This window comes from Stenotrophomonas sp. LGBM10, from assembly GCF_046736075.1.
GTDB lineage: Bacteria > Pseudomonadota > Gammaproteobacteria > Xanthomonadales > Xanthomonadaceae > Stenotrophomonas.
Window position 1 is genome coordinate 4,085,778 of the sequence record NZ_CP177163.1, and the last position, 25,048, is coordinate 4,110,825.

Annotated in this window: 19 protein-coding genes; 10 read left to right on the forward strand and 9 right to left on the reverse strand. The window is 68.0% G+C overall.

From position 1 onward, the window contains the following. Positions 1-24 precede the first annotated feature (24 nt). From ACLB90_RS18025 to ACLB90_RS18035, 3 genes are all read right to left on the reverse strand, one after another. A complete protein-coding gene (locus ACLB90_RS18025) occupies positions 25-2,094 on the reverse strand; it encodes an EAL domain-containing protein (protein ID WP_411850736.1) in 2,070 nt (689 codons plus the stop codon). A gap of 96 nt (positions 2,095-2,190) precedes the next feature. Continuing rightward, positions 2,191-3,375 (reverse strand): NAD(P)/FAD-dependent oxidoreductase, encoded by a 1,185-nt coding sequence (locus ACLB90_RS18030; protein WP_411850737.1) that lies wholly within the window; start codon positions 3,373-3,375, stop codon positions 2,191-2,193. After that, positions 3,372-3,923 carry a YaeQ family protein gene (locus ACLB90_RS18035; protein ID WP_411852794.1) on the reverse strand — a complete coding sequence of 184 codons (552 nt, stop codon included), beginning with the start codon at positions 3,921-3,923 and terminating at the stop codon, positions 3,372-3,374. Before ACLB90_RS18035 ends, ACLB90_RS18030 begins: the two co-directional genes overlap by 4 nt. A 42-nt stretch (positions 3,924-3,965) precedes the next feature. Between ACLB90_RS18035 and ACLB90_RS18040 the strand changes: the two genes are divergently transcribed. Beyond that, positions 3,966-4,856 carry a pseudouridine synthase gene (locus ACLB90_RS18040; RefSeq protein WP_411850738.1) on the forward strand — a complete coding sequence of 297 codons (891 nt, stop codon included), beginning with the start codon at positions 3,966-3,968 and terminating at the stop codon, positions 4,854-4,856. A 702-nt stretch (positions 4,857-5,558) separates the two neighbouring features. Here ACLB90_RS18040 and ACLB90_RS18045 read toward each other — a convergent pair. Further along, on the reverse strand, positions 5,559-6,029 hold the full coding sequence (locus tag ACLB90_RS18045; protein WP_411850739.1) for a YaiI/YqxD family protein: 471 nt from the start codon (positions 6,027-6,029) through the stop codon (positions 5,559-5,561). 300 nt (positions 6,030-6,329) lie between these two features. Here ACLB90_RS18045 and ACLB90_RS18050 point away from each other — a divergent pair, with 300 nt between their 5' ends. The 4 genes from ACLB90_RS18050 (at position 6,330) to ACLB90_RS18065 (ending at position 9,638) form a co-directional block, all read left to right on the forward strand. Next, entirely contained in the window at positions 6,330-6,539 is a 210-nt protein-coding gene (locus ACLB90_RS18050; protein WP_017356920.1) for a cold-shock protein, read from the forward strand. Positions 6,540-6,703: 164 nt separating this feature from the next. Then, entirely contained in the window at positions 6,704-7,396 is a 693-nt protein-coding gene (locus tag ACLB90_RS18055) for a glutathione S-transferase family protein (RefSeq protein WP_411850740.1), read from the forward strand. A 37-nt stretch (positions 7,397-7,433) separates the two neighbouring features. Then, positions 7,434-8,999 (forward strand): protein adenylyltransferase SelO, encoded by a 1,566-nt coding sequence (locus ACLB90_RS18060; RefSeq protein ID WP_411850741.1) that lies wholly within the window; start codon positions 7,434-7,436, stop codon positions 8,997-8,999. A gap of 102 nt (positions 9,000-9,101) precedes the next feature. Then, positions 9,102-9,638, forward strand: coding sequence for an adenine phosphoribosyltransferase (locus ACLB90_RS18065; protein WP_411850742.1), 537 nt, complete (start codon positions 9,102-9,104; stop codon positions 9,636-9,638). A gap of 61 nt (positions 9,639-9,699) precedes the next feature. Here the strand turns inward: ACLB90_RS18065 and dbpA are convergent, their stop codons facing one another. Genes dbpA through ACLB90_RS18080 form a run of 3 tightly spaced genes read right to left on the reverse strand, consistent with a single transcriptional unit; the run spans position 9,700 to position 12,525 of the window. Then, positions 9,700-11,076, reverse strand: a complete 1,377-nt coding sequence (gene dbpA, locus ACLB90_RS18070; protein WP_411850743.1) for an ATP-dependent RNA helicase DbpA — start codon at positions 11,074-11,076, stop codon at positions 9,700-9,702. Positions 11,077-11,124: 48 nt separating this feature from the next. Beyond that, entirely contained in the window at positions 11,125-11,409 is a 285-nt protein-coding gene (locus ACLB90_RS18075; protein ID WP_411850744.1) for a hypothetical protein, read from the reverse strand. A 27-nt stretch (positions 11,410-11,436) separates the two neighbouring features. Continuing rightward, positions 11,437-12,525 carry a YeiH family protein gene (locus ACLB90_RS18080; protein WP_411850745.1) on the reverse strand — a complete coding sequence of 363 codons (1,089 nt, stop codon included), beginning with the start codon at positions 12,523-12,525 and terminating at the stop codon, positions 11,437-11,439. A gap of 92 nt (positions 12,526-12,617) precedes the next feature. Here ACLB90_RS18080 and ACLB90_RS18085 point away from each other — a divergent pair, with 92 nt between their 5' ends. After that, the gene (locus ACLB90_RS18085) at positions 12,618-13,520 is read left to right on the forward strand and encodes a LysR family transcriptional regulator (protein WP_411850746.1); all 903 of its coding nucleotides are present in this window, start codon (positions 12,618-12,620) and stop codon (positions 13,518-13,520) included. Between the two features lie 36 nt (positions 13,521-13,556). Further along, positions 13,557-15,440, forward strand: coding sequence for an ATP-binding cassette domain-containing protein (locus ACLB90_RS18090; RefSeq protein ID WP_411850747.1), 1,884 nt, complete (start codon positions 13,557-13,559; stop codon positions 15,438-15,440). A gap of 779 nt (positions 15,441-16,219) precedes the next feature. Here ACLB90_RS18090 and ACLB90_RS18095 read toward each other — a convergent pair. Continuing rightward, the gene (locus ACLB90_RS18095; RefSeq protein ID WP_411850748.1) at positions 16,220-16,681 is read right to left on the reverse strand and encodes a c-type cytochrome; all 462 of its coding nucleotides are present in this window, start codon (positions 16,679-16,681) and stop codon (positions 16,220-16,222) included. An 8-nt stretch (positions 16,682-16,689) separates the two neighbouring features. Next, positions 16,690-17,085: a c-type cytochrome gene (locus ACLB90_RS18100; RefSeq protein WP_411850749.1), complete on the reverse strand. Its 396-nt coding sequence runs from the start codon at positions 17,083-17,085 to the stop codon at positions 16,690-16,692. Positions 17,086-17,290: 205 nt separating this feature from the next. On the opposite strand from ACLB90_RS18100, the gene ACLB90_RS18105 reads away from it, so the two are divergent. The 3 genes from ACLB90_RS18105 to ACLB90_RS18115 are packed head-to-tail and all read left to right on the forward strand — an operon-like array spanning position 17,291 to position 25,040. Beyond that, complete coding sequence (locus ACLB90_RS18105; RefSeq protein ID WP_411850750.1) at positions 17,291-18,436, forward strand: efflux RND transporter periplasmic adaptor subunit; 1,146 nt, start codon at positions 17,291-17,293, stop codon at positions 18,434-18,436. Then, positions 18,433-21,942, forward strand: coding sequence for an efflux RND transporter permease subunit (locus tag ACLB90_RS18110; protein WP_411850751.1), 3,510 nt, complete (start codon positions 18,433-18,435; stop codon positions 21,940-21,942). The genes ACLB90_RS18105 and ACLB90_RS18110 overlap by 4 nt, the downstream gene beginning before the upstream one ends. Beyond that, positions 21,939-25,040, forward strand: coding sequence for an efflux RND transporter permease subunit (locus ACLB90_RS18115; protein ID WP_411850752.1), 3,102 nt, complete (start codon positions 21,939-21,941; stop codon positions 25,038-25,040). The genes ACLB90_RS18110 and ACLB90_RS18115 overlap by 4 nt, the downstream gene beginning before the upstream one ends. Positions 25,041-25,048: the final 8 nt, after the last annotated feature.

The window sequence follows — 25,048 nt, forward strand, 5'->3', positions numbered from 1 at the left end:
AGAGCGCCTGCTCCGGCGCCCGCCTCAGGCGAAATCGAAGTTCATCAACGGACCGGCCGGCCCCACGAACTCGCCCTGCACGTAGTCCACGCCGGCACTGAACAGCAGGCTCATCGAATTCGCATCGGCGACGAACTCGGCGATGGTGCGGATGTTGGCGGACTGCGCGCGGGCGGTGATTTCGCTGATCTTCTCGCTGTGCTCGCGGGTGCGCGCGAAATCGCTGGTGAAGTCGCGGTCCAGCTTCAGGAACTGCGGCTGGAAGTGCGCCAGCAGCTGGAACGAATCCAGGCCCGAGCCGAACTGCTCCAGCCCGATCCGGCAGCCCAGCGGCGCCACCTCGGCCAGGAACTGCTGCGCATTGCGCAGGTGCGTGAACACCTTCGCTTCCGGCGCGTGCAGCCACAGCCGCTCGCCAGGCACCCCGTTGGCCAGCAGTTCGCGGCGCAGCGTGGCGATCATCTGCGGATCGTTGAAGGATTCGGGTGTGACCTTCACCATCATGTGCGTCGGATGGCCGGCACGTTCGCGCTCGCCGAGCACGCCGATCGCATGGGCCACGACCCAGCGGTTGATGTCGGCCAGCAGCCCATGCTCCTCGGCGATCCCCAGGAACGCCGTCGGGCTCAGCAGCTCGCCGTTGTTCTCCAGGCGCAGGTAGGCCTCGTACAGCTCCAACGGCTCGCCCTGCAGGTTCAGCACCGGCTGGTAGTGCAGTTGGAACCCGTCGCCGGCCAGGGCTTCGCGGATGCGCGTCACCCAGCGCTGGATGCGTTCTTCCTCGACGCGGTCGACGGCGGCGGGGTCGAAGATGCGGGTGGTGTTGCCCAGCTCCGAAGCCGCGTGCGTGCACTCGGTCGCGCGCGCCAGCACCTGGCCGATGCTGGCGATCTTCTCGCCGACCTGCACGCCACCGATGCTCACGGTCACCGTGGCGGAGCGTTCGCCGATGCTGAACACCTTGGCCGCGTAGGCCGCGCGGATCTGGTCGGCCAACGCCACGGTGTGCGCGTAGGGGCCTTCGGTGAGGACGGCGAAGCTGTGCTCGCCGAAGCGCGCCAGGCGCGCGCCGTCGCCCACGGTATCGGCCAGCACCTGGCCCAGCGCGCCGATCAGCACATCGGCCGAATCCAGGCCGATGTCCGGCAGCAGGCGGGCGTAGTGGTCCGGCTCGATCAGCAGCAGACCGAACTGGCCCTCGCTGCGGCCGGCCTGGGCCACCGCGTTCTCCACATGCAGCATGAACGTCGGGCGGTTGAGCAGGCCGGTGACCTGGTCGCGCTGGCGCAGGTCTTCGACCTCGCGGGCCAGTTCCGGGTCGAACTCCATCCGGCGGCGGAACACCACCTGCAGGCAGGACTCGCCCTCGTAGCTGGCCTGGGTGAACTCCATCGTCGCGGGAAACACCCCGCCATCCTGGTTGCGCGCGTCCACCTGGTACTGCGGCGGCGGCGCGTCCCCCTTGCTGAGCGACTTGAGCAGCTGTTTGAAGCCTTCCACGTGCTGCGGCGCCACCATGTCCAGCAGCGAAATGCCTTCCACGTCGTCGAACGCCTCGTAGCCGAACATCTCCAGATACGCTTCGTTGGCGCGGATGTGCATGCCTTCGTGGATATAGGCGATGGGGTCGCGCGAGGAGGAGATCAGCGCATCGCAGCGGCGCTCGGTCTCGCGCATCTGCGCCTCGATCCGGCGCAGCCCGCGGCGCGCATGCAGGTCCGTCCACTCGTTGCGGACCACCGCCAGCAGATGCTCGGGGCGGTGGCGCAGGGCGATCGCGCGGATGCCGTTGGCACCGGCTTCCACCCATTCGTTTTCGTCCAGGCGTTCGGCCAGCAGGATCATCGGGATGTCCTTGCCGCTCGCCGCGATCTGCTGGGTAACCTGCAGCAGCGGGATGCTCTGCGCCGGGGCGGCCAGGACCAGGTCGATCGGCTGGTTGCCCAGCACCTGGGCCAGTTCCTCGCTGTGCTGTGGGCGCGCCGGGCGCACCGCGATGCCGCTGTTGCGCAACGTGCTGACGATGGTCTCAGCGTTCTCCCCGCTGTCGTCCACGATCAGCAGGCGGACGGTCATGTCATTCGCGTTCTGCATTCACTACTCCCCAGACTGCAAACTTGATACACGATGCGTGGGGTTACGTCCATGCTGGCGGCGGCCCTCGCGGTACTCGGTCACGGAATCGACGGCCTAGACCACCTGGCCGGCGGCATGGCCGCAGGCCCACGCCCATTGGAAGTTGTACCCGCCCAGCCAGCCGGTCACGTCCAGCACCTCGCCGATGAAGTGCAGGCCCGGCACCAGCTGCGACTCGAACGTGCTGGAAGACACCTTGCGCGTGTCCACCCCGCCCAGGGTGACTTCGGCGGTCCGGTAGCCCTCGGTGCCGCTGGCCACCAGCGGGAAGTCCTGCAGCAGGGCAGCGGCATCGCGCAGCTGGCGCTCGTCGATCTGGCGGACCGGGCGGTCCGGCAGCCAGTGTTCGCACAGGCGCAGGGCGAGCCGGCGCGGCAGGACCTCGGACAGCACGGTGCGCAGCTCGGCGGCGCCACGGTCGCGTTTCATCGCGCGCAGCCACGCCTCGGCATCCTGGCCGGGCAGCAGGTCCAGGCGCAGGTCATCGCCGGGCTGCCAGAACGAGGAGATCTGCAGGATCGCCGGGCCGCTGATGCCGCGGTGGGTGATCAGCATCGAATTGCGGAACTCGACGTCGTTGCAGCGTGCGGCGATCGGCAAGGCGACCCCGCTCAGGTCATGAAAGCGTTCCTGGTGCTTGCCGCTCAACGTCAACGGCACCAGGCCGGCGCGGGTGGGCAGCACGGTGTGGCCGAACTGGCGGGCCAACTCGTAGCCGAAGCCGGTGGCGCCCAGGCTGGGAATCGACAGACCACCTGTGGCCACCACCAGCGAGGCCGCATGGAAGTGGCCCTGCGCGGTGTGGACGTGGAAGCCGTCGGCGCCGCGCTCCACCTTGTCCACGCCGCACTCGGTGCGGATCTGCACGCCTGCGGCCTGGCATTCATCGACCAGCATGCGCACGATCTGCTTGGACGAGACATCGCAGAACAGCTGCCCCAGCTCTTTTTCGTGATAGGCGATGCCGTGGCGCTCGACCATCCCGATGAAGTCGTAGGGCGTGTAACGCGCCAACGCGGACTTGCAGAAGTGCGGGTTCGCCGACAGGAAGTTGCCCGGGGTGGTGCCGGTGTTGGTGAAGTTGCAGCGCCCGCCGCCGGACATCAGGATCTTCTTGCCGACCTTGTTGGCATGGTCGATCACCTGCACGATGCGACCGCGCCGGCCCGCCGTGAGCGCGCACATCAGCCCGGCCGCACCGGCCCCGATGACCAGCACGTCGCAGCGGATCACACTCATGCCTGGGGTTTGCGCTTGCGCCAGACCGGCGTGACGGCCAACTGCGCCTTGTCCGAGAGCAGCTGCACTTCGCCGTCCTGGATCAGCACGTCCCAGCGCATGGTGCGCTCGACCTGCGCGCCCCACTCGGCGACGAACTCGGCCGGCAGGTCCATCACCTCCAGCACCGACAGCTTGTTGGCCGCCGACGCGTTGCGCTCCCACCAGATATCGGTGGCGCGGCCGCCGTAGGTGATCAGCTGCACCGCACGCGAACGACCGGCGGCCTTGCGCAGGCGCGATTCGTCCGGCTGGCCCAGTTCAATCCACAGTTCGATGTCGCCGGTGTAGTCGCGGCGCCACAGGTCCGGCTCGTCGTCCACGCTCAGCCCGCGGCCGAATTCCAGGCGGTCATCGGCGTTCAGGGCGAAGGCCAGCAGGCGCACCATCAGGCGTTCGTCGGTCTCCGACGGATGCTGGGCCAGCGTGAGCGCGTGGGTGGCGTAGTAGCCCCGGTCCATGTCGCTGATCTGGAGTTCGGCCTTGCGGATGGTGGCGGTGAGGGCCATGTGGGTACCGTAAACAAAGAGCGCCATGATAATGCGTGGGCCATGACCCCGTCCGATCCCGTTTCCACCGATGTTGCCGCCAGCCGCCTGCAGTTGCCCCAGGGCGACTGGGCATGCCTGCTGGACGGGCTGTGCGTGCGTTTCCCGCGCATCCACCGTACCCAGTGGCTGAGCCGTTTCGCGCGCGGGCGGGTGCGCGATGCGCAGGGCAGGGCGCTGGCGGCGGACCAGCCGTGGCAGGTCGGGCTGGAGATCCGCTATTTCCGTGAGGTGGAGGATGAGCCGGCGATTCCGTTCGCAGAGTCCATCCTGTTCCAGGACGATGACCTGCTGGTGGCCGACAAGCCGCACTTCCTGCCGGTGACGCCGGCCGGGGGGTACGTTCGTGAAACCCTGCTGGCGCGCCTCGTGGCGCGGACCGGCAACCCGGATCTGGTGCCGCTGCACCGCCTGGACCGGCTGACGGCGGGGCTGGTGCTGTTCTCCACGCGCCCTGCCACGCGCGATGCCTACCAGCGGCTGTTCCGTGAACGCCGCATCGACAAGACGTACGAGGCGCTGGCCCCGGCGTTGCCGGCGCTGCAGTTCCCGGTGGAACGGTACAGCCGGCTGGTGCCGGGCGAGCCGTTCTTCCGCATGGACGAGGCGGACGGCGAGCCGAACGCACGAACCCGCATCGAGGTGGTCGATGCCGACGGCCCGGTCTGGCGCTACCGGCTGCATCCCGAATCCGGGCGCAAGCACCAGTTGCGCGTGCACATGGCCGTGCTGGGTGCGCCGATTCTCGGCGACGACCTGTATCCGGTGCTGCGCACGGACGGGCAGGGAGACCCCGATGAGCCGCTGCAGTTGCTCGCGCAGGCGCTGTCGTTCATCGACCCGCTCACCGGTCAACCCCGCAGCTTCACCACCGGCCGCTCGCTGATCCTGTAGAGCCGGGCTCTGCCCGGCTATCGCGCGCAGCGCGGGATTTGCGGTGGCCGAACGAAGCGCAGCCGGGCAGAGCCCGGCTCTACGGTGCAGCGCGGGGCGCAACGGAGGGGCATGTAGAGCCGGGCTCTGCCCGGCTGGCGCAGCGCAGCGCGGGATTTGCGGTGGCGGAACGAAGAGCAGCCGGGCAGAGCCCGGCTCTACGGTGCAGCGCGGACGCAACGGAGGGCCATGTAGAGCCGGGCTCTGCCCGGCTGGCGCGCGCAGCGCGGGATTTGCGGTGGCCGCACGAAGAGCAGCCGGGCAGAGCCCGGCTCTACGGTGCAGCGCGGGCGCAACGGAGGGGCCATGTAGAGCCGGGCTCTGCCCGGCTGGCGCGCACAGCGCGGGATTTGCGGTGGCCGCGCGGAGAGCAGCCGGGCAGAGCCCGGCTCTACGGTGCAGCGCGGGCGAAACGGAGGGGCCATGTAGAGCCGGGCTCTGCCCGGCTATCGCGCGCAGCGCGGGCTTTGCGGTGGCGGAACGAAGAGCAGCCGGGCAGAGCCCGGCTCTACGGTGCAGCGCGGGCGCAACGGAGGGGCCATGTAGAGCCGGGCTCTGCCCGGCTATCGCGCGCAGCGCGGGCGCAACGGAGGGAGCCATGTAGAGCCGGGCTCTGCCCGGCTGGCGCGCGCAGCGCGGGCAGTGCGCCTCTACCAGTCAGCTTCATGAACGGCGCGCCAGCCAGCGGTCCAGTTCGGCGGCGAAGCGCTGGCGGTCGCGGGCGTCCAGCGGCGCCGGGCCGCCGGTCTGGATGCCGGCCCCGCGCAGTTCCTCCATGAAATTGCGCAGGGACAGCCGCTCGGCCATGTTGTCGGGGGTGTACAGCTGGCCGCGCGGATTCAGCGCCACGCCGCGTTTTTCCAGCACCAGCGCGGCCAGCGGAATGTCCTGGGTGACCACCAGGTCGCCGGCGGCCATCCGGTCGACGATGGCGCTGTCGGCCACATCCAGCCCGGGCGGGACCTGCACGGCCGTGATGTAGCGGGAGGGCGGGGTGCGCAGCCACTGGTTGGCCACCAGCGTCAGCGGGATCCTGACGCGTTCAGCCGCGCGGAAGAGGATCTCTTTGATCACGCCGGGGCAGGCATCGGCATCCACCCAGATGCGGGAAACGGCAGAACTTGAATCGGGCATTTGGCTGATCTTAAGGTAGGAAAAGTCTGAATAGGGACTCAGATTTCGTGTAGAATTGGTCAATCCCTTGTCCTGTCAGGCGGGACGGGGGGATGGCTGAATAAAACAGCTATCGCTTTTTCGGTAAAACACGAGTATCGTCCCCCACACTGTGTTTGCTAGGGTCACCGTGAATCGTGGCCTGGTGCAGTTGATCTCACGATCTGCTCATCGATCCGCTTTACCAACGCCTGCAACTCAGTCTCGGCTCCGATATCCGGCGGCCGCGATTATTTCAACTTTTGTTTCAGGAGTTAGTACATGTCTGATCGTCAGCAGGGCACCGTGAAGTGGTTCAACGACGCCAAGGGCTTCGGCTTCATCACCCCGGAAAGCGGCCCGGACCTCTTCGTCCACTTCCGCGCCATCCAGGGCACCGGCTTCAAGTCGCTGCAGGAAGGCCAGAAGGTCACCTTCGTCGCCGTCCAGGGCCAGAAGGGTATGCAGGCTGACCAGGTGCAGGCGGTCTAATCGACCCCCCGCTACCGTAAGGTCGCCATGAACGCCGGAAGCGAAAGCTTCCGGCGTTTTTTTATTGTCTTTTCCACGGCGCGGTGCGCACGGCGGCACAGGCTCATGACGCGACAGCGGCACGCGCGCGGTTACGATGCGGGTTTGAACGCGCGGAACCGTCGATGATCAAGGTGCACCATCTGGACCACTCGCGCTCGCTGCGCGTGCTGTGGATGCTTGAAGAGCTGGGCCTGCCGTACCAGGTGGTGACCTACCGGCGCGATCCGAAGACCTGGCTGGCGCCGCAGGCGCTGCGCGATATGCACCCGCTGGGCAAATCCCCGGTGCTGCAGGACGACGCGCTGGTCCTGGCTGAATCCGGCGCGATCCTGGAGTACCTGGCCGACCGCTACGACAGCGCCCGCCAGTTGTCCCCCGAACTGCTGCCCGCACAGGCCCCCGAGCGGGTGCGCTATCGCTATTGGATGCACTACGCCGAAGGTTCGGCGATGCCGCCGCTGCTGCTCAGCCTGGTGTTCGCGCGGGTGCGCAAGGCGCCGATGCCGTTCTTCGCCCGGCCGATCGCCCGTGGCATCGCCGACAAGGTGATGAAGACCTTTGTCGGCCCACAGCTCACGCTGCACCTGGACTGGATGGAGCGCGAACTGGGCAGCGCCCCGTGGTTTGCCGGCGAGCGCTTCACGGCCGCCGACATCCAGATGAGCTTCCCGATCCAGGCGGCCGCGTCGCGTGCGGGCAGCATGGAGGCGTACCCGAAGCTGCGCAGCTTCCTGCAGCGCATCGAGCAGCGTCCGGCGTACCAGCGTGCGGTGGAGCGCGGTGGGGCGCTGGACCTCGGCGCCGGCGCCGGTTGAGCTTGCGGGGGTGTCCCGGTGCCCCCATCTGCTTGTCATGAGCACTGAACCGCTGCGTTTCGACAACCGTTTCATCCGTGAGCTGCCCGGCGATGAGGAGAGCGGCCCGCGCGTGCGAGAGGTGCGCGGTGCGGCCTGGTCGTCGGTGCTGCCCACCCCGGTGGCCAACCCGCGCCTGCTGGCGTACGCGGATGAGGTCGCCGCGCTGCTGGGCATTGGCCCGGACCTGCTGGACAGCGCGGACTTCCCGCGCGTGTTCGGTGGCAACGCGCTGTATGCCGGCATGCAGCCGTGGGCGGCCAACTACGGCGGCCACCAGTTCGGTCATTGGGCCGGTCAGCTCGGCGACGGCCGCGCCATCTCGCTGGGCGAATTGATCGCGCCCGGCGGCGCGCGTTGGGAGCTGCAGCTCAAGGGCGCCGGGCGCACCCCGTATTCGCGCGGTGCCGATGGACGCGCGGTGCTGCGCTCGTCGATCCGCGAGTTCCTGTGCAGCGAGGCGATGCACCACCTTGGTGTGCCGACCACACGCGCACTGAGCCTGGTCGGCACTGGCGACGCCGTGGTGCGCGACATGTTCTATGACGGCCATCCGGCCCCCGAGCCGGGCGCCATCGTCTGCCGGGTGGCGCCCTCGTTCATCCGTTTCGGCACGTTCGAGCTGCCCGCCTCGCGCGGCGACACGGCGTTGCTGCGGCAGTTGGCCGATACGTGCATCGCCCGTGATTTCCCGGCGCTGGCCGATGCCGGTGCGGCGCGTTACGCGATGTGGTTCGCGCAGGTCTGCGAGCGCACCGCGACGATGGTGGCGCACTGGATGCGCGTGGGCTTCGTGCACGGGGTGATGAACACCGACAACATGTCCATCCTCGGGCTGACCATCGACTACGGCCCGTACGGCTGGGTGGACGACTACGATCCCGACTGGACTCCCAACACCACCGACGCACAGGGCCGGCGCTACCGCTTCGGCACCCAGCCGCAGGTGGCGTACTGGAACCTGACCCGCCTGGCGCAGGCGCTGTCGCCGCTGTTCGATGACGTCGCGCCATTGCATGCAGGGCTGGCGCGTTTCCAGGCCGTCCATGCACAGTGCGAGCGTGACGATATCGCCGCCAAATTCGGCCTGGCGCAATGCGGCGACGACGACGTGGCGATGATGGCCGCGTGGCTGCAGATCCTGCAGGACGGCGAGATGGACATGACGCTGGCGTTCCGGGGCCTGATCCAGCTGGATCCGCAGGCGCCGACGGTGGACGTGCTGGACGACGCGTTCTACAGCGCTGAACGCCGCGCCGCGGTGCTCCCGGCGCTGCAGGCCTGGCTGCAGCAGTACGCCGCGCGGCTGCGCGCCGACCCGCTGGACAGCGCAGCGCGCGAGCACACGATGGCGCGCGCCAACCCGCTCTACGTGCTGCGCAACTGGCTGGCCCAGGAGGCGATCGAGCAGGCCGAGCAGGGCGACCTCAGCGGCGTGCATACGCTGCTGGAGGTGCTGCGGCATCCGTACGACGTCCAGCCGGGGCGCGCGCACTACGCGGGCAAGCGCCCCGACTGGGCGCGCGACAAGGCGGGCTGCTCGATGTTGTCCTGCAGTTCCTGAGCCCTGCTGCAACGCTGGGTCCCACCTGCGGCAGGGCCAGGTGAGCGGCCCGGTTGGGCAGCCGGGTTACCCTATGCCACCCACCTGCTGTACCCGATCCCCATGACCAACGCTTCCTCCACGCCTGCCTGGGCCGGCCGCCTGCGCGACATCGCCGATTTCCCCAAGCCGGGCATCCTGTTCAAGGACATCATGCCGCTGCTGGCCAACGGCGAGGATTTCGCGGCGGCGGTCGATGCGATGGTCGAACCCTGGCGCGATGCGCGCCTGGCAGCGGTGATGGGCATCGAGTCGCGTGGCTTCATCCTGGGCGCGGCGATGGCGCGCGTGCTCGGTGTCGGCTTCGTGCCGGTGCGCAAGCCGGGCAAGCTGCCCGGCCGCACCTTGAAGCAGGAATACACGCTGGAGTACCGCACTGACAGCATCGAGGTGCATGCCGACGCGTTGCCGGCCGGTGCCCGGGTGCTGGTGGTCGACGACGTGCTTGCCACGGGTGGCACGCTGCTGGCGGCGCTGTCGCTGGCGCAGCAGCTGCAGGTCGAGGTGGTCGGTGCGGCGGTCCTGGTCGAACTGGCCGGGTTGGGTGGACGCGAGCGCTGGACCAGCGACGTGCCGTTGCTGGCCAACCTGGTCTACTGACCCCGCGCCGCCGCAGCGCCGGGCTGTGCCCGGCTGCTGTTCCCTTCCGGCAGCCGTTGCCTTACATCTTCCGCACGCGGAAGCGACGGCCCTTGATCTTGCCCGCTTCCAGGCGCGCGATCGCACGGCCGACCTGCTCGCGCGCGATGGCCACGTACGAACGCGTGGCGTAGATGTCGATCTTGCCGATCACCTTGGCCGACAGCCCGGCTTCGCCGGTAAGCGCGCCGAGGATGTCGCCGGGGCGCAGCTTGTCGGTCTTGCCGCCGTCGATGCGCAGGGTTTCCATCGCCGCCTGCGGCAGCACGGCAGGCCGTGCGGTCGCCAGCGGCGTTTTCTGCCAGTCCAGCGGTGCACCCTGCGCGGCTTCCAGCGCGTCGGCGCGGTTGCGCTCGCGGCCGGTGACCAGGCTGATCGCCAGGCCGGTGGCGCCGGCACGGCCGGTACGGCCAACGCGGTGCTCGTAGGTCTCGATGTCGGTCGGCAGCTCGTAGTTGATCACCGCCGCCAGGTCCTGCACGTCCAGGCCGCGCGCCGCCACGTCGCTGGCGACCAGCACGTTGCAGCTGCGGTTGGCGAAGCGCACCAGCACTTCGTCGCGGTCGCGCTGTTCCATTTCGCCGTGCAGGGGCAGGGCGGAGAACCCGAACTGCTGCAGCGACAGCGCCACCTCGTCCACGTCGCGGCGGGTGTTGCAGAACACCACGGTGGATTCGGGCGTGTACTTGAGCAGCAGGCCGGCCAGGGCCTTCTGCTTCATCGCCAGTTCGGTCTCGCAGAACAGGTGGCGGATCGCCGGTGCGTGGTCGGCGCCTTCCACGGTCACTTCGACCGGGTCACGCAGCAGCACGCGGGCGATTTCGCGGATTTCGTCGGGGAAGGTGGCCGAGAACAGCAGCGTCTGGCGGTCCTTGCTGGTGCGCCCGGCGATCTCACGGATCGGTTCCTCGAAGCCCATGTCGAGCATGCGGTCGGCTTCGTCCAGCACGAGCGTCTTGACCCCGCCCAGGTGCAGGGCGCGCTTGCGCCCCAGTTCCTGGATGCGGCCCGGGGTGCCGACCACCACGTGCGGATCGTGCGCTTCCAGCGAGGCCAGCTGCGGGCCCAGCGGCATGCCGCCGGTCAGCACCACGAGCTTGAGGTTGGGAATGCCGGTGGCCAGCTTGCGGATCTGCTTGCCGACCTGGTCGGCGAGCTCGCGGGTCGGGCACAGCACCAGCGCCTGCGCGCGGATCACGGCCGGGTCCAGCGCCTGCAGTAGTCCCAGGCCGAAGGCGGCGGTCTTGCCGCTGCCGGTCGGTGCCTGCGCGATCACGTCGCGACGGTCGAGGATGGCCGGCAGGCTCTGCGCCTGCACGGGGGTCAGGCGGGTATAGCCCAGCGCGTCGATGCCCGCCGCCAGCGAGGCCGACAGGGGCAGTTCGGAGAATTCATTCATGGCGCATTCTACCCGTTGCGCCGGCCACCGGGCATGTACCGGTGGGCCTCAGGCCAGATCCAGCGCCTGCAGACCCTCCTGCAACGCACGGTACTGCGCGCAGCTCAGCACGCCCTGGCTGTCGCTGACATCCAGGATCAGCGTGTGGAACCAGGGATTGGCGTGCGTGAGATCGGACTCCCAGCGCACCCCCACGGCGGTACCGAGCACGCCGTGGAGCAGGTCCATCAGGTCATCCTCGGCCTCATCCAGCGCACCATAGCGGTCCAGCACCAGCCGGTACGGGATCTGCAGGCGGCGGCGGTCAACCGGGGCAGCACGATCACGGTCCATCTGCGCAGTGTTGCACGCGGCCGGTGCTCACCCCAGCAGCGCGTGCACGCCCAGGTTGATGCCCAGCCCGCCGGCCAGCAGCCAGGCAAACAGCAGCAGGGCCAGCAGCAGCGGCTTCATGCCGGCCTGGCGCAGGGCCGATACATGGGTGGTCAGACCCAGCGCCGCCATCGCCATTGCCAGCAACACGGTGTCCAGGTCGATGGCCGCATCGACCACCGCCTGCGGTAGCAGGTGGAGCGAGTTGAGGGCGGCAACCGCGACGAACCCGAACGCGAACCACGGCACCACGATCGTTGCCCGTGGCGCATCCGTCCGGGCGGCGTGGCCACGTGCCAGCAGCAGCGACAGTGCGACCAGGAACGGGGCGAGCATCATCACCCGCACCATCTTGGTGATCACCGCTGTATCGGCGGCGCCTTCGCTCACCGCGCGCCCGGCCGCCACCACCTGCGCCACTTCATGCACCGTCGAGCCGGTGAACACGCCATACAGCTGCTCGCTCATCGGCACCCAGGCGTGCGCCAGATTGAGCTGGAACAGCGCCGGGTACAGGAACATCCCCAGGGTGCCGAACACCACCACCGTGGACACCGCCACAGTGACCTGCTCGGCGCGGCCACGCACCACCGGCTCGGCGGCCATGACCGCCGCAGCGCCACATATCGCGCTGCCCGCGCCGATCAGCAACGCGCTGTCGCGGTCCATGCCGAACCAGCGCGTGCCCGCCCACCACGCCAGGGTGAAGGTACTCGCCAGCACCAGGGCGTCGATCAGCACCCCGGCCACGCCCACCTGGCCGATGTCCTGGAAAGTCAGGCGCAGGCCGTACAGCACGATGCCGGCGCGCAGCAGCCATTGCTTGGAAAAGCCGACGCCGGCCGCCGCGCGCGGGGCCATCCGCGGGTAGAGGCTGTTGCCCAGCACGATGCCCAGCACGATCGCGAGGGTCAGCGCGCTGATGCCGTGCTTCTGCAGCCAGGTCAACGTGGCCAGGCCCATTGCCGCCGCGGCCACGGCGGCAGCGAGGGCCAGGCCCGGCACGCGACCGCGCCAGCGCTGGGCGGCCGTGGGCGAGGGAAGGGGCAGGCGTGCGACGTTCACGGCAGACTCCATTTGAGGATGCTGAACAGGGTGCGCCGATCACATGAACCTGTAAAACGCATTGTTTTTGTGATTCCAACCGGAATTGCAGGTACATTGCTGCGATGCATCTGACACTCCGCCAATGGCAGGTGGTCGTCGCCGTTGCCGAGGCCGGCACCACGGCCGCGGCCGGACAGCGGCTGGGCCTGTCGCAGTCCGCCACCAGCGCGGCATTGAATGAGCTGGAAGGCCAATTGGCCGCGCCGCTGTTCGACCGTATCGGGCGCCGCCTGGTGCTCAACGCCCACGGCCGCGCCCTGCTGGACCCGGCCCGCGCCCTGCTGGTGGCCGCCGCGGATCTGGAGGTGCTGGCGGGAGTCGGCCGGCCGCACGATGCGGACCGGTTGCCGCTGCGGCTGCGCATCGGCGCCAGTACCACCATCGGCAACTACCTCCTTCCGCAGCGCATCGCGGCGTTGCTGGCCGCCAACCCGCAGGCCGAGGTCGACCTGCGCATCGGCAACAGCGCCGAGGTGGTCGCCGCCGTACAGCGGCTGGACGTGGACCTGGGGCTGATCGAAGGACCCTGCCACGAAAGCGGCCTGCAGGTGCTGCCGTGGCAGCGCGACGCGCTGGTGATCGTGGCCGGCAGCAGGGCTGACCTGCCGCCGCAGGTGGACGTGCCGACCCTGGCGGCAGCGCGCTGGCTGCTGCGCGAACCGGGCTCGGGCACCCGTGAGGCGGTCGAGCAGGCGCTGCTGCCGCACCTGCACCACTTCGGCAAGGCGATGCAGCTGGGCAGCACCGAGGCGATCAAGCAGGCGGCCGCCGCCGGACTTGGGCTGGCCTGCCTGTCGCGCCACGCGGTGGCCGACCTGGTGGCGCTGGGCACCCTGCGCATCCTGGACACACCGCTGCCGCCGCTGTCGCGCCAGTTGTGGGTGGTGCGCCACCCCGGCAAGCGCGTGCCGCCGCGTTTGGGGGAGCTGCTGGCACTGCCCCCGGACGCGTTCGCGCACGGGTAAGCGACGCCGCGCACCGCCAGCCCGTACAATGGTCGGATGCCTCTGATTACTCTGCAAAACGTCGACTTCAGCGTCGGCGGCCCGCTGTTGCTGGAAAAAGCCGAACTGTCGATCGAGCCGGGCGAACGCATCGCCCTGATCGGCCGCAACGGCGCCGGCAAATCGACCCTGCTCAAGCTGCTGTCCGGCGACCACAAGCCCGATGACGGCGAAATCCGCGTGCAGCAGGGGGTGCGCATCACCCGCCTCGAGCAGGAGGTGCCGCATGGCGCGGCCGGCAGCGTGTTCGACGTGGTTGCCGATGGTCTGGGCGAGCTGGGCCAGTGGCTGGCCGAGTTCCACCATCTGAGCCACGCTGACGAGTTCGATGGCGACGCACTGTCCGACGTCCAGGCCAAGATCGATGCCGCCAACGGGTGGGGCCTGGATCAGCGGGTCAGCGAAACCCTGACCAAGCTCGACCTCGACGGCGAGGCCGAATTCGCGCGCCTGTCCGGCGGCATGAAGCGCCGTGTGCTGCTCGGCCGCGCGCTGGTGTCTTCGCCGGACCTGCTGCTGCTCGACGAACCGACCAACCACCTGGACATCGAAGCCATCGACTGGCTGGAAATGTTCCTCAAGAACTGGAACGGCAGCGTGGTGTTCGTCACCCACGACCGTCGCTTCCTGCGCGCACTGGCCACCCGCATCGTCGAAATCGACCGCGGCCAGGTCACCAGTTGGCCGGGCGACTGGGCCAACTACGAGCGCCGTCGCGAAGAACGCCTCAATGCGCAGGCGCAGGAGAACGCGCGTTTCGACAAGCTGCTGGCCCAGGAAGAAGTCTGGATCCGCCAGGGCATCAAGGCCCGTCGGACCCGCGATGAAGGGCGCGTGCGCCGCCTCAAGGCGATGCGCAGCGAGCGCTCGCAGCGCCGCGAACTGGGCGGCAACGTGCGCATGGAAGCGGCGCAGGCGGAGAATTCCGGCAAGAAGGTCATCGACGTCAAGGACATTTCGTTCGCCTTCGGCGAGCGCACGATGGTCAAGGATTTCAGCACCGTCATCCTGCGCGGTGACCGCATCGGCCTGATCGGCCCCAACGGCAGCGGCAAGACCACGCTGCTCAAGCTGCTGCTGGGCGACCTGCAGCCGCAGAGCGGCGAAGTGCGGGCTGGTACCAACCTGCAGATCGCCTATTTCGACCAGTACCGTTCGGTATTGCGCGAGGACTGGACCGCGATCGAGAACGTGGCTGAAGGCCAGGACTTCATCGAGGTCAACGGCAAGCGCAAGCACGTGCATGCCTACCTGCAGGACTTCCTGTTCACCCCCGAGCGCGCGCGCGCGCCGATCACCCGACTGTCCGGTGGCGAGCGCAACCGCCTGCTGCTGGCCAAGCTGTTCGCGCAGCCGTCCAACCTGCTGGTGATGGACGAACCGACCAACGATCTGGACGTGGAAACCCTGGAGCTGCTTGAAGAGCTGCTCGGTGACTACGCCGGCACGTTGCTGCTGGTCAGCCATGACCGCGACTTCCTCGACAACGTGGTCACCTCCACGATGGTGATGGAAGGCAACGGCGTGGTCGGCGAGTACGTCGGCGGCTACACCGACTGGCAGCGCCAGGCCGCGCGCATGGCGGCGGCCGCCGCTGCCGTGCCGGTGCCCACGGCAAAGCCGGCTGCACCGGCCACCGCGCCGGCCGAAGCGGCCGCGCCCAAGCGCAAGCTCAGCTACAAGGACGCGCGTGAGCTGGAGCAGCTGCCGTTGAAGATCGAAGCGCTGGAGAAGGACGTCGAAGGCCTCACCGCCGCGATGAACGACCCGGCGTTCTACCAGCGCAGCGCCGCCGACATGGCCGCGCACACCCAGAAACTCGGCAAGGTCCAGGCCGAGCTGGACGCCGCGTACGCGCGATGGGAAGAACTGGACGCGTGACCGTACGGCCGGGTTTTACCCGGCTTGCCAGTAGAGCCGGGTTTTACCCGGCTTGTGTCACGCGTTCATGGCAACGGCAGCCGGGCAGAGCCCGGCTCTACGAGGCTTGCGTCAGGCGTTCATGACAGTAGAGCCGGGTTCTACCCGGCTTGTGTCAGACGTTCATGACAACGGCAGCCGGGCAGAGCCCGGCTCTACGAGGCTTGCGTCAGGCGTTCATGACAGTAGAGCCGGGTTTTACCCGGCTTGTGTCAGGCGTTCCTGACCACGGCAGCCGGGCAGAGCCCGGCTCTACGAGGCTTGCGTCAGGCGTTCATGACAGTAGAGCCGGGTTTTACCCGGCTTGTGTCAGGCGTTCCTGACCACGGCAGCCGGGCAGAGCCCGGCTCTACGAGGCTTGCGTCAGGCGTTCATGACAGTAGAGCCGGGTTCTACCCGGCTTGTGTCAGGCGTTCATGGCAACGGCAGCCGGGCAGAGCCCGGCTCTACGAGACTTGCGTCAGGCGTTCATGACAACGGCAGCCGGGCAGAGCCCGGCTCTACGAGGCTTGCGTCAGGCGTTCATGACAGTAGAGCCGGGTTCTACCCGGCTTGTGTCAGACGTTCATGGCAACGGCAGCCGGGCAGAGCCCGGCTCTACGAGGCTTGCGTCAGGCGTTCATGACAGTAGAGCCGGGTTCTACCCGGCTTGTGTCAGGCGTTCATGGCAACGGCAGCCGGGCAGAGCCCGGCTCTACGGGTGTCAGGCGGCATGTGCCCGGGGCGGTCGCGCCGCCCCGTCACTTCAACCCGTGCAGGTCCCGCAGCTGGCTCGGCCGCGAACCGAAGTACGCTGCCAGGTCGGCGATGTCCTGGTCGCTGAGGTCGGCCGCCTGCGGGGTCATCAATGCGTGCTGGCGGTCGCCGGCACGGTAGGCCTGCAGGGCATGGGCGAGGTAGTCGCCGTACTGCCCGCCCAGCTTGGGGTAGGTCGGGTCGATCGGCTTGTTGCCGTCCGCACCGTGGCAGTCGATGCAGCTCTGCTGGGTGGCCTTGCTTTTGACCTGGGCACGGGCCTCGCCGGCGGCGAGGCGACCGGCTGGCAAACCGGCGGAGGAGCCCGACCCGTGTTCACCACTGGCATGGCCGGGATCGGCGGCGGAATCTGCACTGTTTTCCACCTGCGACTGCGAACAGGCAGCCAGCAGCAGGGCAACGGACAGGGCGATGGCGTAACGCTTGAACGGCGCGGCTTTCGTCATGAGCGTGCTTATTTGGCGGTGGACAGATAAACAGCGAGATCGGCGATCTCCTGTTCGCTGAAACTCATGGACTGCGCCTGCATCGTCGGATGCCTGCGCTTGCCCTGGCGGTATTCGCTCAGCGCCTGGCTGAGGTACTGCTGGGTCTGGCCGCCGATCTTGGGTACCCGGTAGCTGGGATAGGCGTTCTTGTAGCCGGTGATGCCGTGGCACCCCTGGCAGGTGTAGGCGAGCACGCGGCCATTGTCGTAGCGGCCGGTGAGGGCGGCAGGCGTGGCCGGCGCGACGGTCGGCGCGGGTGCGGCAGGTACGGCGGGTACGGCAGGAGCAGTAGCGGCCTGTGCGGCGGCCCCGAGGGGCAGGAGGACGGCCAGAAGACAAGCGGCGAGCGGCTGCGGGCGCATGATGTCCTTTCCGGTATACGGGTCTGGTCGTTCCGGCGTGGGGTACGGAACTGGCCCGAGTATAGCCTGCGTTTTCATCTAGCTGAAACCGCAGGGCGGGCAGGGGCGGCCCAAGGTCACCATGACCTTTGGGATATGGTGTGATCGTGACGTGGTGCATTACTTTGCTACCACACCTGCCCACGCATCCCTCAGGGACACGACGATGTCGCGAAATACTCTTCTGCACGGCCGCACCGGAACCTGCGTCGCTGCGCTGCTGATCACCACCTCCCTGTTGCTGAGCGGCTGTGGCGCCGGCGGCGGTTCGGCCGAGGCCCAGGCCGCCGAGAAAGATCCCAAGGCAGCGAAGGCGGTTGACGCGGTGCCGGTCGAGGCCGTCGCCGCAACCCGCCGGGCGGTGGCCGCCAGCTATACCGGCACTGCCGCGCTCGAAGCGCGGGCCGAATCGCAGGTGGTGGCCAAGACCTCCGGCGTCGCGCTGGCGGTGCTGGTGGAAGAGGGCCAGCCGGTTCGCGCCGGCCAGCCGCTGGTGCGCCTGGACCCGGACCGTGCACGCCTGGCCGTGGCCCAGAGCGAAGCGCAGATGCGCAAGCTGGAGAACAGCTATCAGCGCGCCCAGAAGCTGGTTGGCCAGCAGATGGTCAGCACCGCCGACGTCGACCAGTTGCGCTTCGATCTGGATAACGCCCGTGCGCAGTACCGCCTGGCGACGCTGGAGCTGTCCTACACCACGGTGGTCGCGCCGATCTCCGGTGTGATCGCATCGCGCTCGATCAAGACCGGCAACTTCGTCCAGATCAATACGCCGATCTTCCGCATCATCGACAACTCGCGCCTGGAAGCCACCCTCAATGTCCCCGAACGCGAGCTGGCGACCCTGCGTCCCGGCCAGCCGGTCACGCTGGTGGCCGACGCGCTGCCGGGCAAATCGTTCCCGGGCACGGTGGACCGCATCGCCCCGGTGGTGGATTCCGGCAGCGGTACCTTCCGCGTTGTCAGCGGGTTCGGCGAGGATGCGACGGGGCTGCAGCCGGGCATGTTCGGCCGCATCCGCATCGACTACGACCAGCGCACCGACGCACTGGTGATCCCGCGCCTGGCGCTGCTCGACGACGGCGAGCCGGCGGTGTTCCGCGTGCGGGCCGGCAAGGTCGCGCGCGTCCCGGTCAAGCTGGGCTATGCCGAAGGCCCGTGGGTGGAAATCCGCGAGGGGCTGGCGGAAGGCGACCAGGTGGTCACGGCCGGCAAGGTGGCGCTGCGCGACGGCACCGCCGTGCAGGTGATCGGCGCCAAGCCGGCCGCCACGGTCGCCAAGGCGGCTCCGGCCAAGGCGGAGAACCGTCAATGACGTCGGCCGGCAACGACCACGGCAACGATCCGCACGCGGGCGACCGCCCGGGTGCCCACGGCGGCGGCCTGGTGGAGTTTGCCACCCGCCGCCGCGTCACCATCGCGATGTTCACCGTCACCCTGATGCTGTTCGGCTTCATCGCGCTGGGCAACCTCAAGGTCAACCTGCTGCCCGACCTGAGCTATCCCACGCTGACCGTGCGTACCGAGTACACCGGCGCGGCGCCGGCGGAAATCGAAACGCTGATCACCGAGCCGGTCGAAGAAGCCGTCGGCGTGGTCAAGAGCCTGCGCAAGCTCAAGTCGGTCTCGCGCACCGGCCAGAGCGATGTGGTGCTGGAGTTCGCCTGGGGCACCAACATGGACCAGGCCAGCCTGGAGGTGCGCGACAAAATGGAGGCGCTGAACCTGCCACTGGAAGCGAAAGCGCCGGTGCTGCTGCGGTTCAATCCCTCCACTGCACCGATCATGCGCCTGGTGATTGCCGCCAAAAGCGACCCGGCGACCGATGCCGACGCGATGCGCCAGCTCACCGAGCTGCGCCGCTACGCCGACGAAGACCTGAAAAAGAAGCTCGAACCGGTCACCGGCGTGGCCGCAGTGAAAGTGGGCGGTGGCCTGGAAGATGAGATCCAGGTCGACATCGACCAGCAGAAGCTGGCCCAGCTGAACCTGCCCATCGACAACGTCATCAAGCGCCTCAAGGAAGAGAACATCAATATTTCCGGCGGGCGCCTGGAAGAAGGCTCGCAGCGCTACCTGGTGCGCACCGTCAACCAGTTCGCCGACCTGGAGGACATCCGCAACCTGCTGGTGACCACCCAGAGCAGCAACGGCAGCGCGGCCGACGCAGCGATGCAGCAGATGTTCGCCATCGCCGCGTCCACCGGCTCGGACGCGGCCATCGCCGCCGCCTCCGCTGCCCAGAGCGCGTCCAGCTCCAGCTCCACCAACATCGCCAACGGCGTGCCGGTGCGCCTGAAGGACGTGGCGACCGTGCGCCAGGGCTTCAAGGAGCGCGAGGCGATCATCCGCCTGGGTGGCCGCGAGGCGGTCGAGCTGGCGATCTACAAGGAAGGCGACGCCAATACCGTGGCCACTGCCGAAGCGCTGCGCAAGCGCCTGGAGCAGATCAAGGACCAGATTCCCGGCGACGCGCAGCTGACCACCATCGAGGACCAGTCGCGCTTCATCGAGCACGCCATCAGCGACGTCAAGAAGGACGCTGTGATCGGCGGCATCCTGGCCATCCTGATCATCTTCCTGTTCCTGCGCGATGGCTGGAGCACGTTCGTGATCAGCCTGTCGTTGCCGGTGTCGATCATCACCACGTTCTTCTTCATGGGCCAGCTGGGCCTGAGCTTGAACGTGATGTCGCTCGGCGGCCTGGCGCTGGCCACCGGCCTGGTGGTGGACGATTCCATCGTGGTGCTGGAGAGCATCGCCAAGGCGCGCGAACGCGGGCTGGGCATTCTCGACGCTGCCATCGCCGGCACCCGCGAAGTGAGCATGGCGGTGGTCGCGTCCACCCTGACCACCATCGCGGTGTTCCTGCCGCTGGTGTTCGTCGACGGCATCGCCGGCCAGCTGTTCCGCGACCAGGCGTTGACCGTGGCGATCGCCATCGCGATCTCGCTGCTGGTGTCGATGACCCTGATTCCGATGCTGAGCTCGCTCAAGGGGCGCCCGCCGCTGGCCTTCCCGGCCGAGCCGGCGCATGCCCAGTGGCAGCCGGAGAGCCGCTGGCTGAAGCCGGTGGCCGGCAGCCGCCGTGGCATGGGGGCGCTCGCGCGCTGGAGCTTCTTCGGCATCGCCTGGGCGGTGGTCCGTGCGTGGCGCCTGCTGGTGGCGGTGATCGGCCCGGTGATGCGCAAGGCCAGCGATGTGGCGATGAAGCCCTACGCTGGCGCCGAGCGCGGCTATCTGCGGTTGTTGCCCAACGCCCTGCAGCACCCGGGCAAGGTGCTGGGCCTGGCGGCGATCGCCTTCGTGGCCACCCTGGCGATGGTGCCGATGCTCGGTGCCGACCTGATCCCGCAGTTGGCGCAGGACCGCTTCGAGATGACCGCCAAGCTGCCGGCCGGTACGCCGCTCAAGCAGACCGACGCGCTGGTCCGCGAGGTGCAGCTTGCGCATGCCGGGGACGACAGCATCACCTCCCTGTACGGGGTCAGCGGCAGTGGCACGCGGCTGGATGCCAGCCCGACCGAAAGTGGTGAGAACATCGGCAAGCTGACCGTGGTGATGGCCGGTGGCGGCGATTCGCGCACGGAAGCGGCGATCACCGAACGCCTGCGCGACACCATGAAGCAGCACCCCGGTGTGCAGGTCGACTTCGCACGGCCGGCGCTGTTCAGCTTCTCCACGCCGCTGGAAGTGGAACTGCGCGGCCAGGACATGGCCACGCTGGAACACGCCGGCCAGGCGCTGGCGGCGATGCTGCGCAACAACCCGCACTACGCCGACGTGAAGTCCACGGTCGAGGAAGGTTTCCCGGAAATCCAGATCCGCTTCGACCAGGAGCGCGCTGGCGCGCTCGGCCTCACCACGCGCCAGATCGCCGACGTGGTGGTCAAGAAGGTGCGCGGCGACGTGGCCACCCGCTACAGCTTCCGCGACCGCAAGATCGACGTGCTGGTGCGTGCGCAGGAAGGCGACCGCGCCAGCGTGGACAGCATCCGCCGGCTGATCGTCAACCCGGGCAGCACCCGTCCGGTAACGCTGGATGCGGTGGCCGAGGTGGTCGCCACCAACGGCCCCAGCGAGATCCATCGCGCCGACCAGACCCGTGTGGCGGTGGTGTCGGCCAACCTGCGCGACATCGATCTCGGCGGCGCCGTGCGCGAAGTGCAGGACATGGTCGCCAGGCAGCCCCTCGGTGCCGGCGTTGGCATGCACATCGGCGGGCAGGGTGAGGAGCTGGCCGACTCGGCACGCTCGCTGCTCTTCGCCTTCGGCCTGGCGATCTTCCTGGTGTACCTGGTGATGGCCTCGCAGTTCGAATCGCTGCTGCATCCGTTCGTCATCCTGTTCACCATTCCGCTGGCGCTGGTCGGTGCGATCCTGGCGCTGATGCTCACTGGCAAGCCGATCTCGGTGGTGGTGTTCATCGGCCTGATTCTGCTGGTGGGGCTGGTGACCAAGAACGCGATCATCCTGATCGACAAGGTCAACCAGCTGCGCGAAGCCGGCGTGCCCAAACAGGACGCCCTGGTCGAGGGCGCCCGCTCGCGCCTGCGCCCGATCATCATGACCACCCTGTGCACGCTGTTCGGCTTCCTGCCGCTGGCCGTGGCGATGGGTGAGGGCGCCGAGGTGCGTGCACCGATGGCCATCACCGTGATCGGCGGCCTGCTGGTGTCCACCCTGTTGACCCTGGTGGTGATCCCGGTCGTGTACGACCTGCTCGACCGCCGTGGCGATGCCTACTACCGCGAACGCGGCCGCCAGCTCAAGCATGCGCCGCAGGGCCATGCCGAGGGCAACGCACAGGAGCCGGCATGAGCGTCGCCGAGTTCTCCATCCGCCGTCCCATCACCACCATCATGTGTTTCGTGTCGTTGGCGGTGGTGGGGCTGATCGCCTCGTTCCGGTTGCCGCTCGAGGCCCTGCCGGACATCTCCGCACCCTTCCTGTTCGTGCAGGTGCCGTACACCGGCTCCACGCCGGAAGAGGTGGAGCGCAACATCATCCGGCCGACCGAAGAAGCGCTGGCGACGATGACCGGGATCAAGCGCATGCGCTCCTCGGCCACCTCCGAAGGCGCCAGCATCTTCATCGAGTTCACCGACTGGGACCGCGACATCGCCATCGCCGCCTCGGACGCGCGCGAGCGCATCGATGCCATCCGCAGCGACCTGCCCGACGACCTGCAGCGCTACAACGTGTTCAAGTGGTCCAGCAGCGACGACCCGGTATTGAAGGTGCGCCTGGCCAGTACATCGGACCTGACCGGCGCGTACGACATGCTCGACCGCGAGTTCAAGCGGCGTCTCGAGCGCATTCCCGGCGTTGCCCGCGTCAACATCTCCGGCGCGCCGCCGAATGAGGTCGAGATCGCGATCAGCCCCGACCGCCTGACCGCCCACAACCTGAGCATCAACGACCTCAGCGATCGCCTGCGCACCCTGAACTTCTCGATCTCGGCCGGTCAGATCGATGACAACGGCCAGCGCGTGCGCATCCAGCCGGTTGGCGAGATCACCGATCTGCAGGAGCTGCGCGACCTGGTGATCGATACCAAGGGCCTGCGTCTGGGCGACATCGCCGAGATCCGCCTGAAGCCCACGCGGATGAGCTTCGGTCGCCGCCTGGACGGCAACCCGGCCATCGGCCTGGACATCTACAAGGAGCGCAGCGCCAACCTGGTGGAGGTCTCGCGCGCGGCACTGGCCGAAGTGGAGGCGATCCGCAGCCAGGCATCGATGCGCGATGTGCAGGTCAAGGTGATCGACAACCAGGGCAAGATGGTTACCTCCTCGCTGCTCGAACTGGCCGAAGCCGGTGCGGTCGGCCTGCTGCTGTCGGTGACGGTACTGTTCTTCTTCCTGCGTCACTGGCCGTCCACGCTGATGGTCACCCTGGCGATCCCGATCTGTTTCGTGATCACCCTGGGCTTCATGTACTTCGCCGGCGTCACGCTGAACATCCTCACGATGATGGGGCTGCTGCTGGCGGTCGGCATGCTGGTGGACAACGCCGTGGTGGTGGTGGAAAGCATCTACCAGGAACGCGAGCGCATGCCCGACCAGCCGGTGCTGGCCTCGATCATCGGCACCCGCAACGTGGCCATCGCGCTCAGCGCCGGTACCCTGTGCCACTGCATCGTGTTCGTGCCGAACCTGTTCGGGGAAACCAACAACATCAGCATCTTCATGGCGCAGATCGCGATCACCATCTCGGTGTCGCTGCTGGCCTCGTGGCTGGTCGCGGTCAGCCTGATTCCGATGCTGTCGGCACGCATGAAGACACCCAAGCTGGTGCACTCGGAAACGGGGGTGATCGCACGGCTGCAGCGGCGCTATGCGCGGATCCTGCAATGGACGCTGGAACACCGCGGCTGGAGCGTGTTCGGTATCTTCCTGGTGATACTGGTCAGTCTGGTGCCGATGAAGCTCACCAAGATCGACATGTTCGGCGGCGAAGGTGGCAAGGACATCTTCATCGGCTACAACTGGAAGGGCGCCTACACCTACGGGCAGATGTCCGAGGAAGTGGCCCGGGTGGAGCGCTATCTCGACGAGAACCGCGAGAAGCTGCACATCACGCAGGTGTATTCCTGGTACAGCGAGCAGGAGGGCAGCAGCACCACCGTGACCTTCGATACCCAGCATGCCGACAACCTGCCTGCGGTGCAGGAGCTGCTGCGCAAGGAGCTGCCGCGTTCGGCGCGGGCGGACTACGTCGTCGGCAACCAGGGCGGCGATGGCGGTGGTGGCGGCAACCAGTCGGTACAGGTGCAGCTGGTCGGCGATTCGACCAAGATGCTGCAGGAAATCGGCGAGGAAGTGGTACCGCTGCTGGCTCAGCGCAAGGAGCTGCGCGATGTGCGCATCGACAACGGCGAGAAGGGCAGTGAACTGGCCATCCACGTCGACCGCGAGCGCGCGGCGGCGTTCGGCTTCAATGCCGAGCAGGTCGCCAGTTTCGTCGGCCTGGCGTTGCGCGGTGCGCCGATGCGCGAGTTCCGCCGCGGTGACACCGAAGTGCCGGTGTGGGTACGCTTCGCGGGTGCCGAGCAGAGCAGCCCCGAAGACCTGGCCAGTTTCACCGTGCGTACCGGTGATGGCCGTTCGGTGCCGCTGCTGAGCCTGGTTGATGTGACGGTCAAGCCCACCGCGACCCAGATCGGCCGCACCAACCGCCAGACCACGCTGACCATCAAGGCCAACCTGGCCGAGAAAGTCACCGTGCCCGAAGGGCGCAAGGCGATGGAGGAGACGCTCAAGCCGATGAGCTTCCCGGCCGGCTACACCTTCACCTTCGACGGTGGCGACTACGGCGACGACAACGAGGCGATGCAGCAGATGCTGTTCAACCTGCTGATCGCGCTGGTGATGATCTACGTGGTGATGGCGGCCGTGTTCGAGTCGCTGTTGTTCCCGGCGGCGATCATGAGCGGTGTGCTGTTCTCGATCTTCGGTGTGTTCTGGCTGTTCTGGGTGACCGGCACGTCGTTCGGCATCATGTCCTTCATCGGCATCCTGGTGCTGATGGGCGTGGTGGTGAACAACGGCATCGTGATGATCGAGCACATCAACAACCTGCGCCGCCGAGGGGTAGGGCGTACCCAGGCACTGGTGGAGGGCTCGCGGGAGCGCCTGCGCCCGATCATGATGACGATGGGCACGGCGATCCTGGCGATGATTCCGATCTCGCTGACCGATACGCAGCTGCTTGGAAACGGCCCGCCGTACTATCCGATGGCACGTGCGATTGCCGGTGGCCTGGCGTTCTCCACGGTGGTCAGCCTGCTGTTCCTGCCGACCATCTACGCCATCCTGGACGACCTGAGCAGTGCGGTTGCCGGGATCGTGCGGCGGGCAAGGGGATTGCCGCCGAAGGACAGTGACGTAGTGCCGGCCGCTGGCCGGCTCCCCTGAACCAACGG

What these genes read in the sequence shown, in the direction of transcription:
- ACLB90_RS18025 (WP_411850736.1), bottom strand. Translation starts at nt 2,094, where the DNA reads ATGCAGAACGCGAATGACATGACCGTCCGCCTGCTGATCGTGGACGAC.
- ACLB90_RS18030 (WP_411850737.1), bottom strand. Translation starts at nt 3,375, where the DNA reads ATGAGTGTGATCCGCTGCGACGTGCTGGTCATCGGGGCCGGTGCGGCC.
- ACLB90_RS18035 (WP_411852794.1), bottom strand. Translation starts at nt 3,923, where the DNA reads ATGGCCCTCACCGCCACCATCCGCAAGGCCGAACTCCAGATCAGCGAC.
- ACLB90_RS18040 (WP_411850738.1), top strand. Translation starts at nt 3,966, where the DNA reads ATGACCCCGTCCGATCCCGTTTCCACCGATGTTGCCGCCAGCCGCCTG.
- ACLB90_RS18045 (WP_411850739.1), bottom strand. Translation starts at nt 6,029, where the DNA reads ATGCCCGATTCAAGTTCTGCCGTTTCCCGCATCTGGGTGGATGCCGAT.
- ACLB90_RS18050 (WP_017356920.1), top strand. Translation starts at nt 6,330, where the DNA reads ATGTCTGATCGTCAGCAGGGCACCGTGAAGTGGTTCAACGACGCCAAG.
- ACLB90_RS18055 (WP_411850740.1), top strand. Translation starts at nt 6,704, where the DNA reads ATGATCAAGGTGCACCATCTGGACCACTCGCGCTCGCTGCGCGTGCTG.
- ACLB90_RS18060 (WP_411850741.1), top strand. Translation starts at nt 7,434, where the DNA reads ATGAGCACTGAACCGCTGCGTTTCGACAACCGTTTCATCCGTGAGCTG.
- ACLB90_RS18065 (WP_411850742.1), top strand. Translation starts at nt 9,102, where the DNA reads ATGACCAACGCTTCCTCCACGCCTGCCTGGGCCGGCCGCCTGCGCGAC.
- dbpA (WP_411850743.1), bottom strand. Translation starts at nt 11,076, where the DNA reads ATGAATGAATTCTCCGAACTGCCCCTGTCGGCCTCGCTGGCGGCGGGC.
- ACLB90_RS18075 (WP_411850744.1), bottom strand. Translation starts at nt 11,409, where the DNA reads ATGGACCGTGATCGTGCTGCCCCGGTTGACCGCCGCCGCCTGCAGATC.
- ACLB90_RS18080 (WP_411850745.1), bottom strand. Translation starts at nt 12,525, where the DNA reads ATGGAGTCTGCCGTGAACGTCGCACGCCTGCCCCTTCCCTCGCCCACG.
- ACLB90_RS18085 (WP_411850746.1), top strand. Translation starts at nt 12,618, where the DNA reads ATGCATCTGACACTCCGCCAATGGCAGGTGGTCGTCGCCGTTGCCGAG.
- ACLB90_RS18090 (WP_411850747.1), top strand. Translation starts at nt 13,557, where the DNA reads ATGCCTCTGATTACTCTGCAAAACGTCGACTTCAGCGTCGGCGGCCCG.
- ACLB90_RS18095 (WP_411850748.1), bottom strand. Translation starts at nt 16,681, where the DNA reads ATGACGAAAGCCGCGCCGTTCAAGCGTTACGCCATCGCCCTGTCCGTT.
- ACLB90_RS18100 (WP_411850749.1), bottom strand. Translation starts at nt 17,085, where the DNA reads ATGCGCCCGCAGCCGCTCGCCGCTTGTCTTCTGGCCGTCCTCCTGCCC.
- ACLB90_RS18105 (WP_411850750.1), top strand. Translation starts at nt 17,291, where the DNA reads ATGTCGCGAAATACTCTTCTGCACGGCCGCACCGGAACCTGCGTCGCT.
- ACLB90_RS18110 (WP_411850751.1), top strand. Translation starts at nt 18,433, where the DNA reads ATGACGTCGGCCGGCAACGACCACGGCAACGATCCGCACGCGGGCGAC.
- ACLB90_RS18115 (WP_411850752.1), top strand. Translation starts at nt 21,939, where the DNA reads ATGAGCGTCGCCGAGTTCTCCATCCGCCGTCCCATCACCACCATCATG.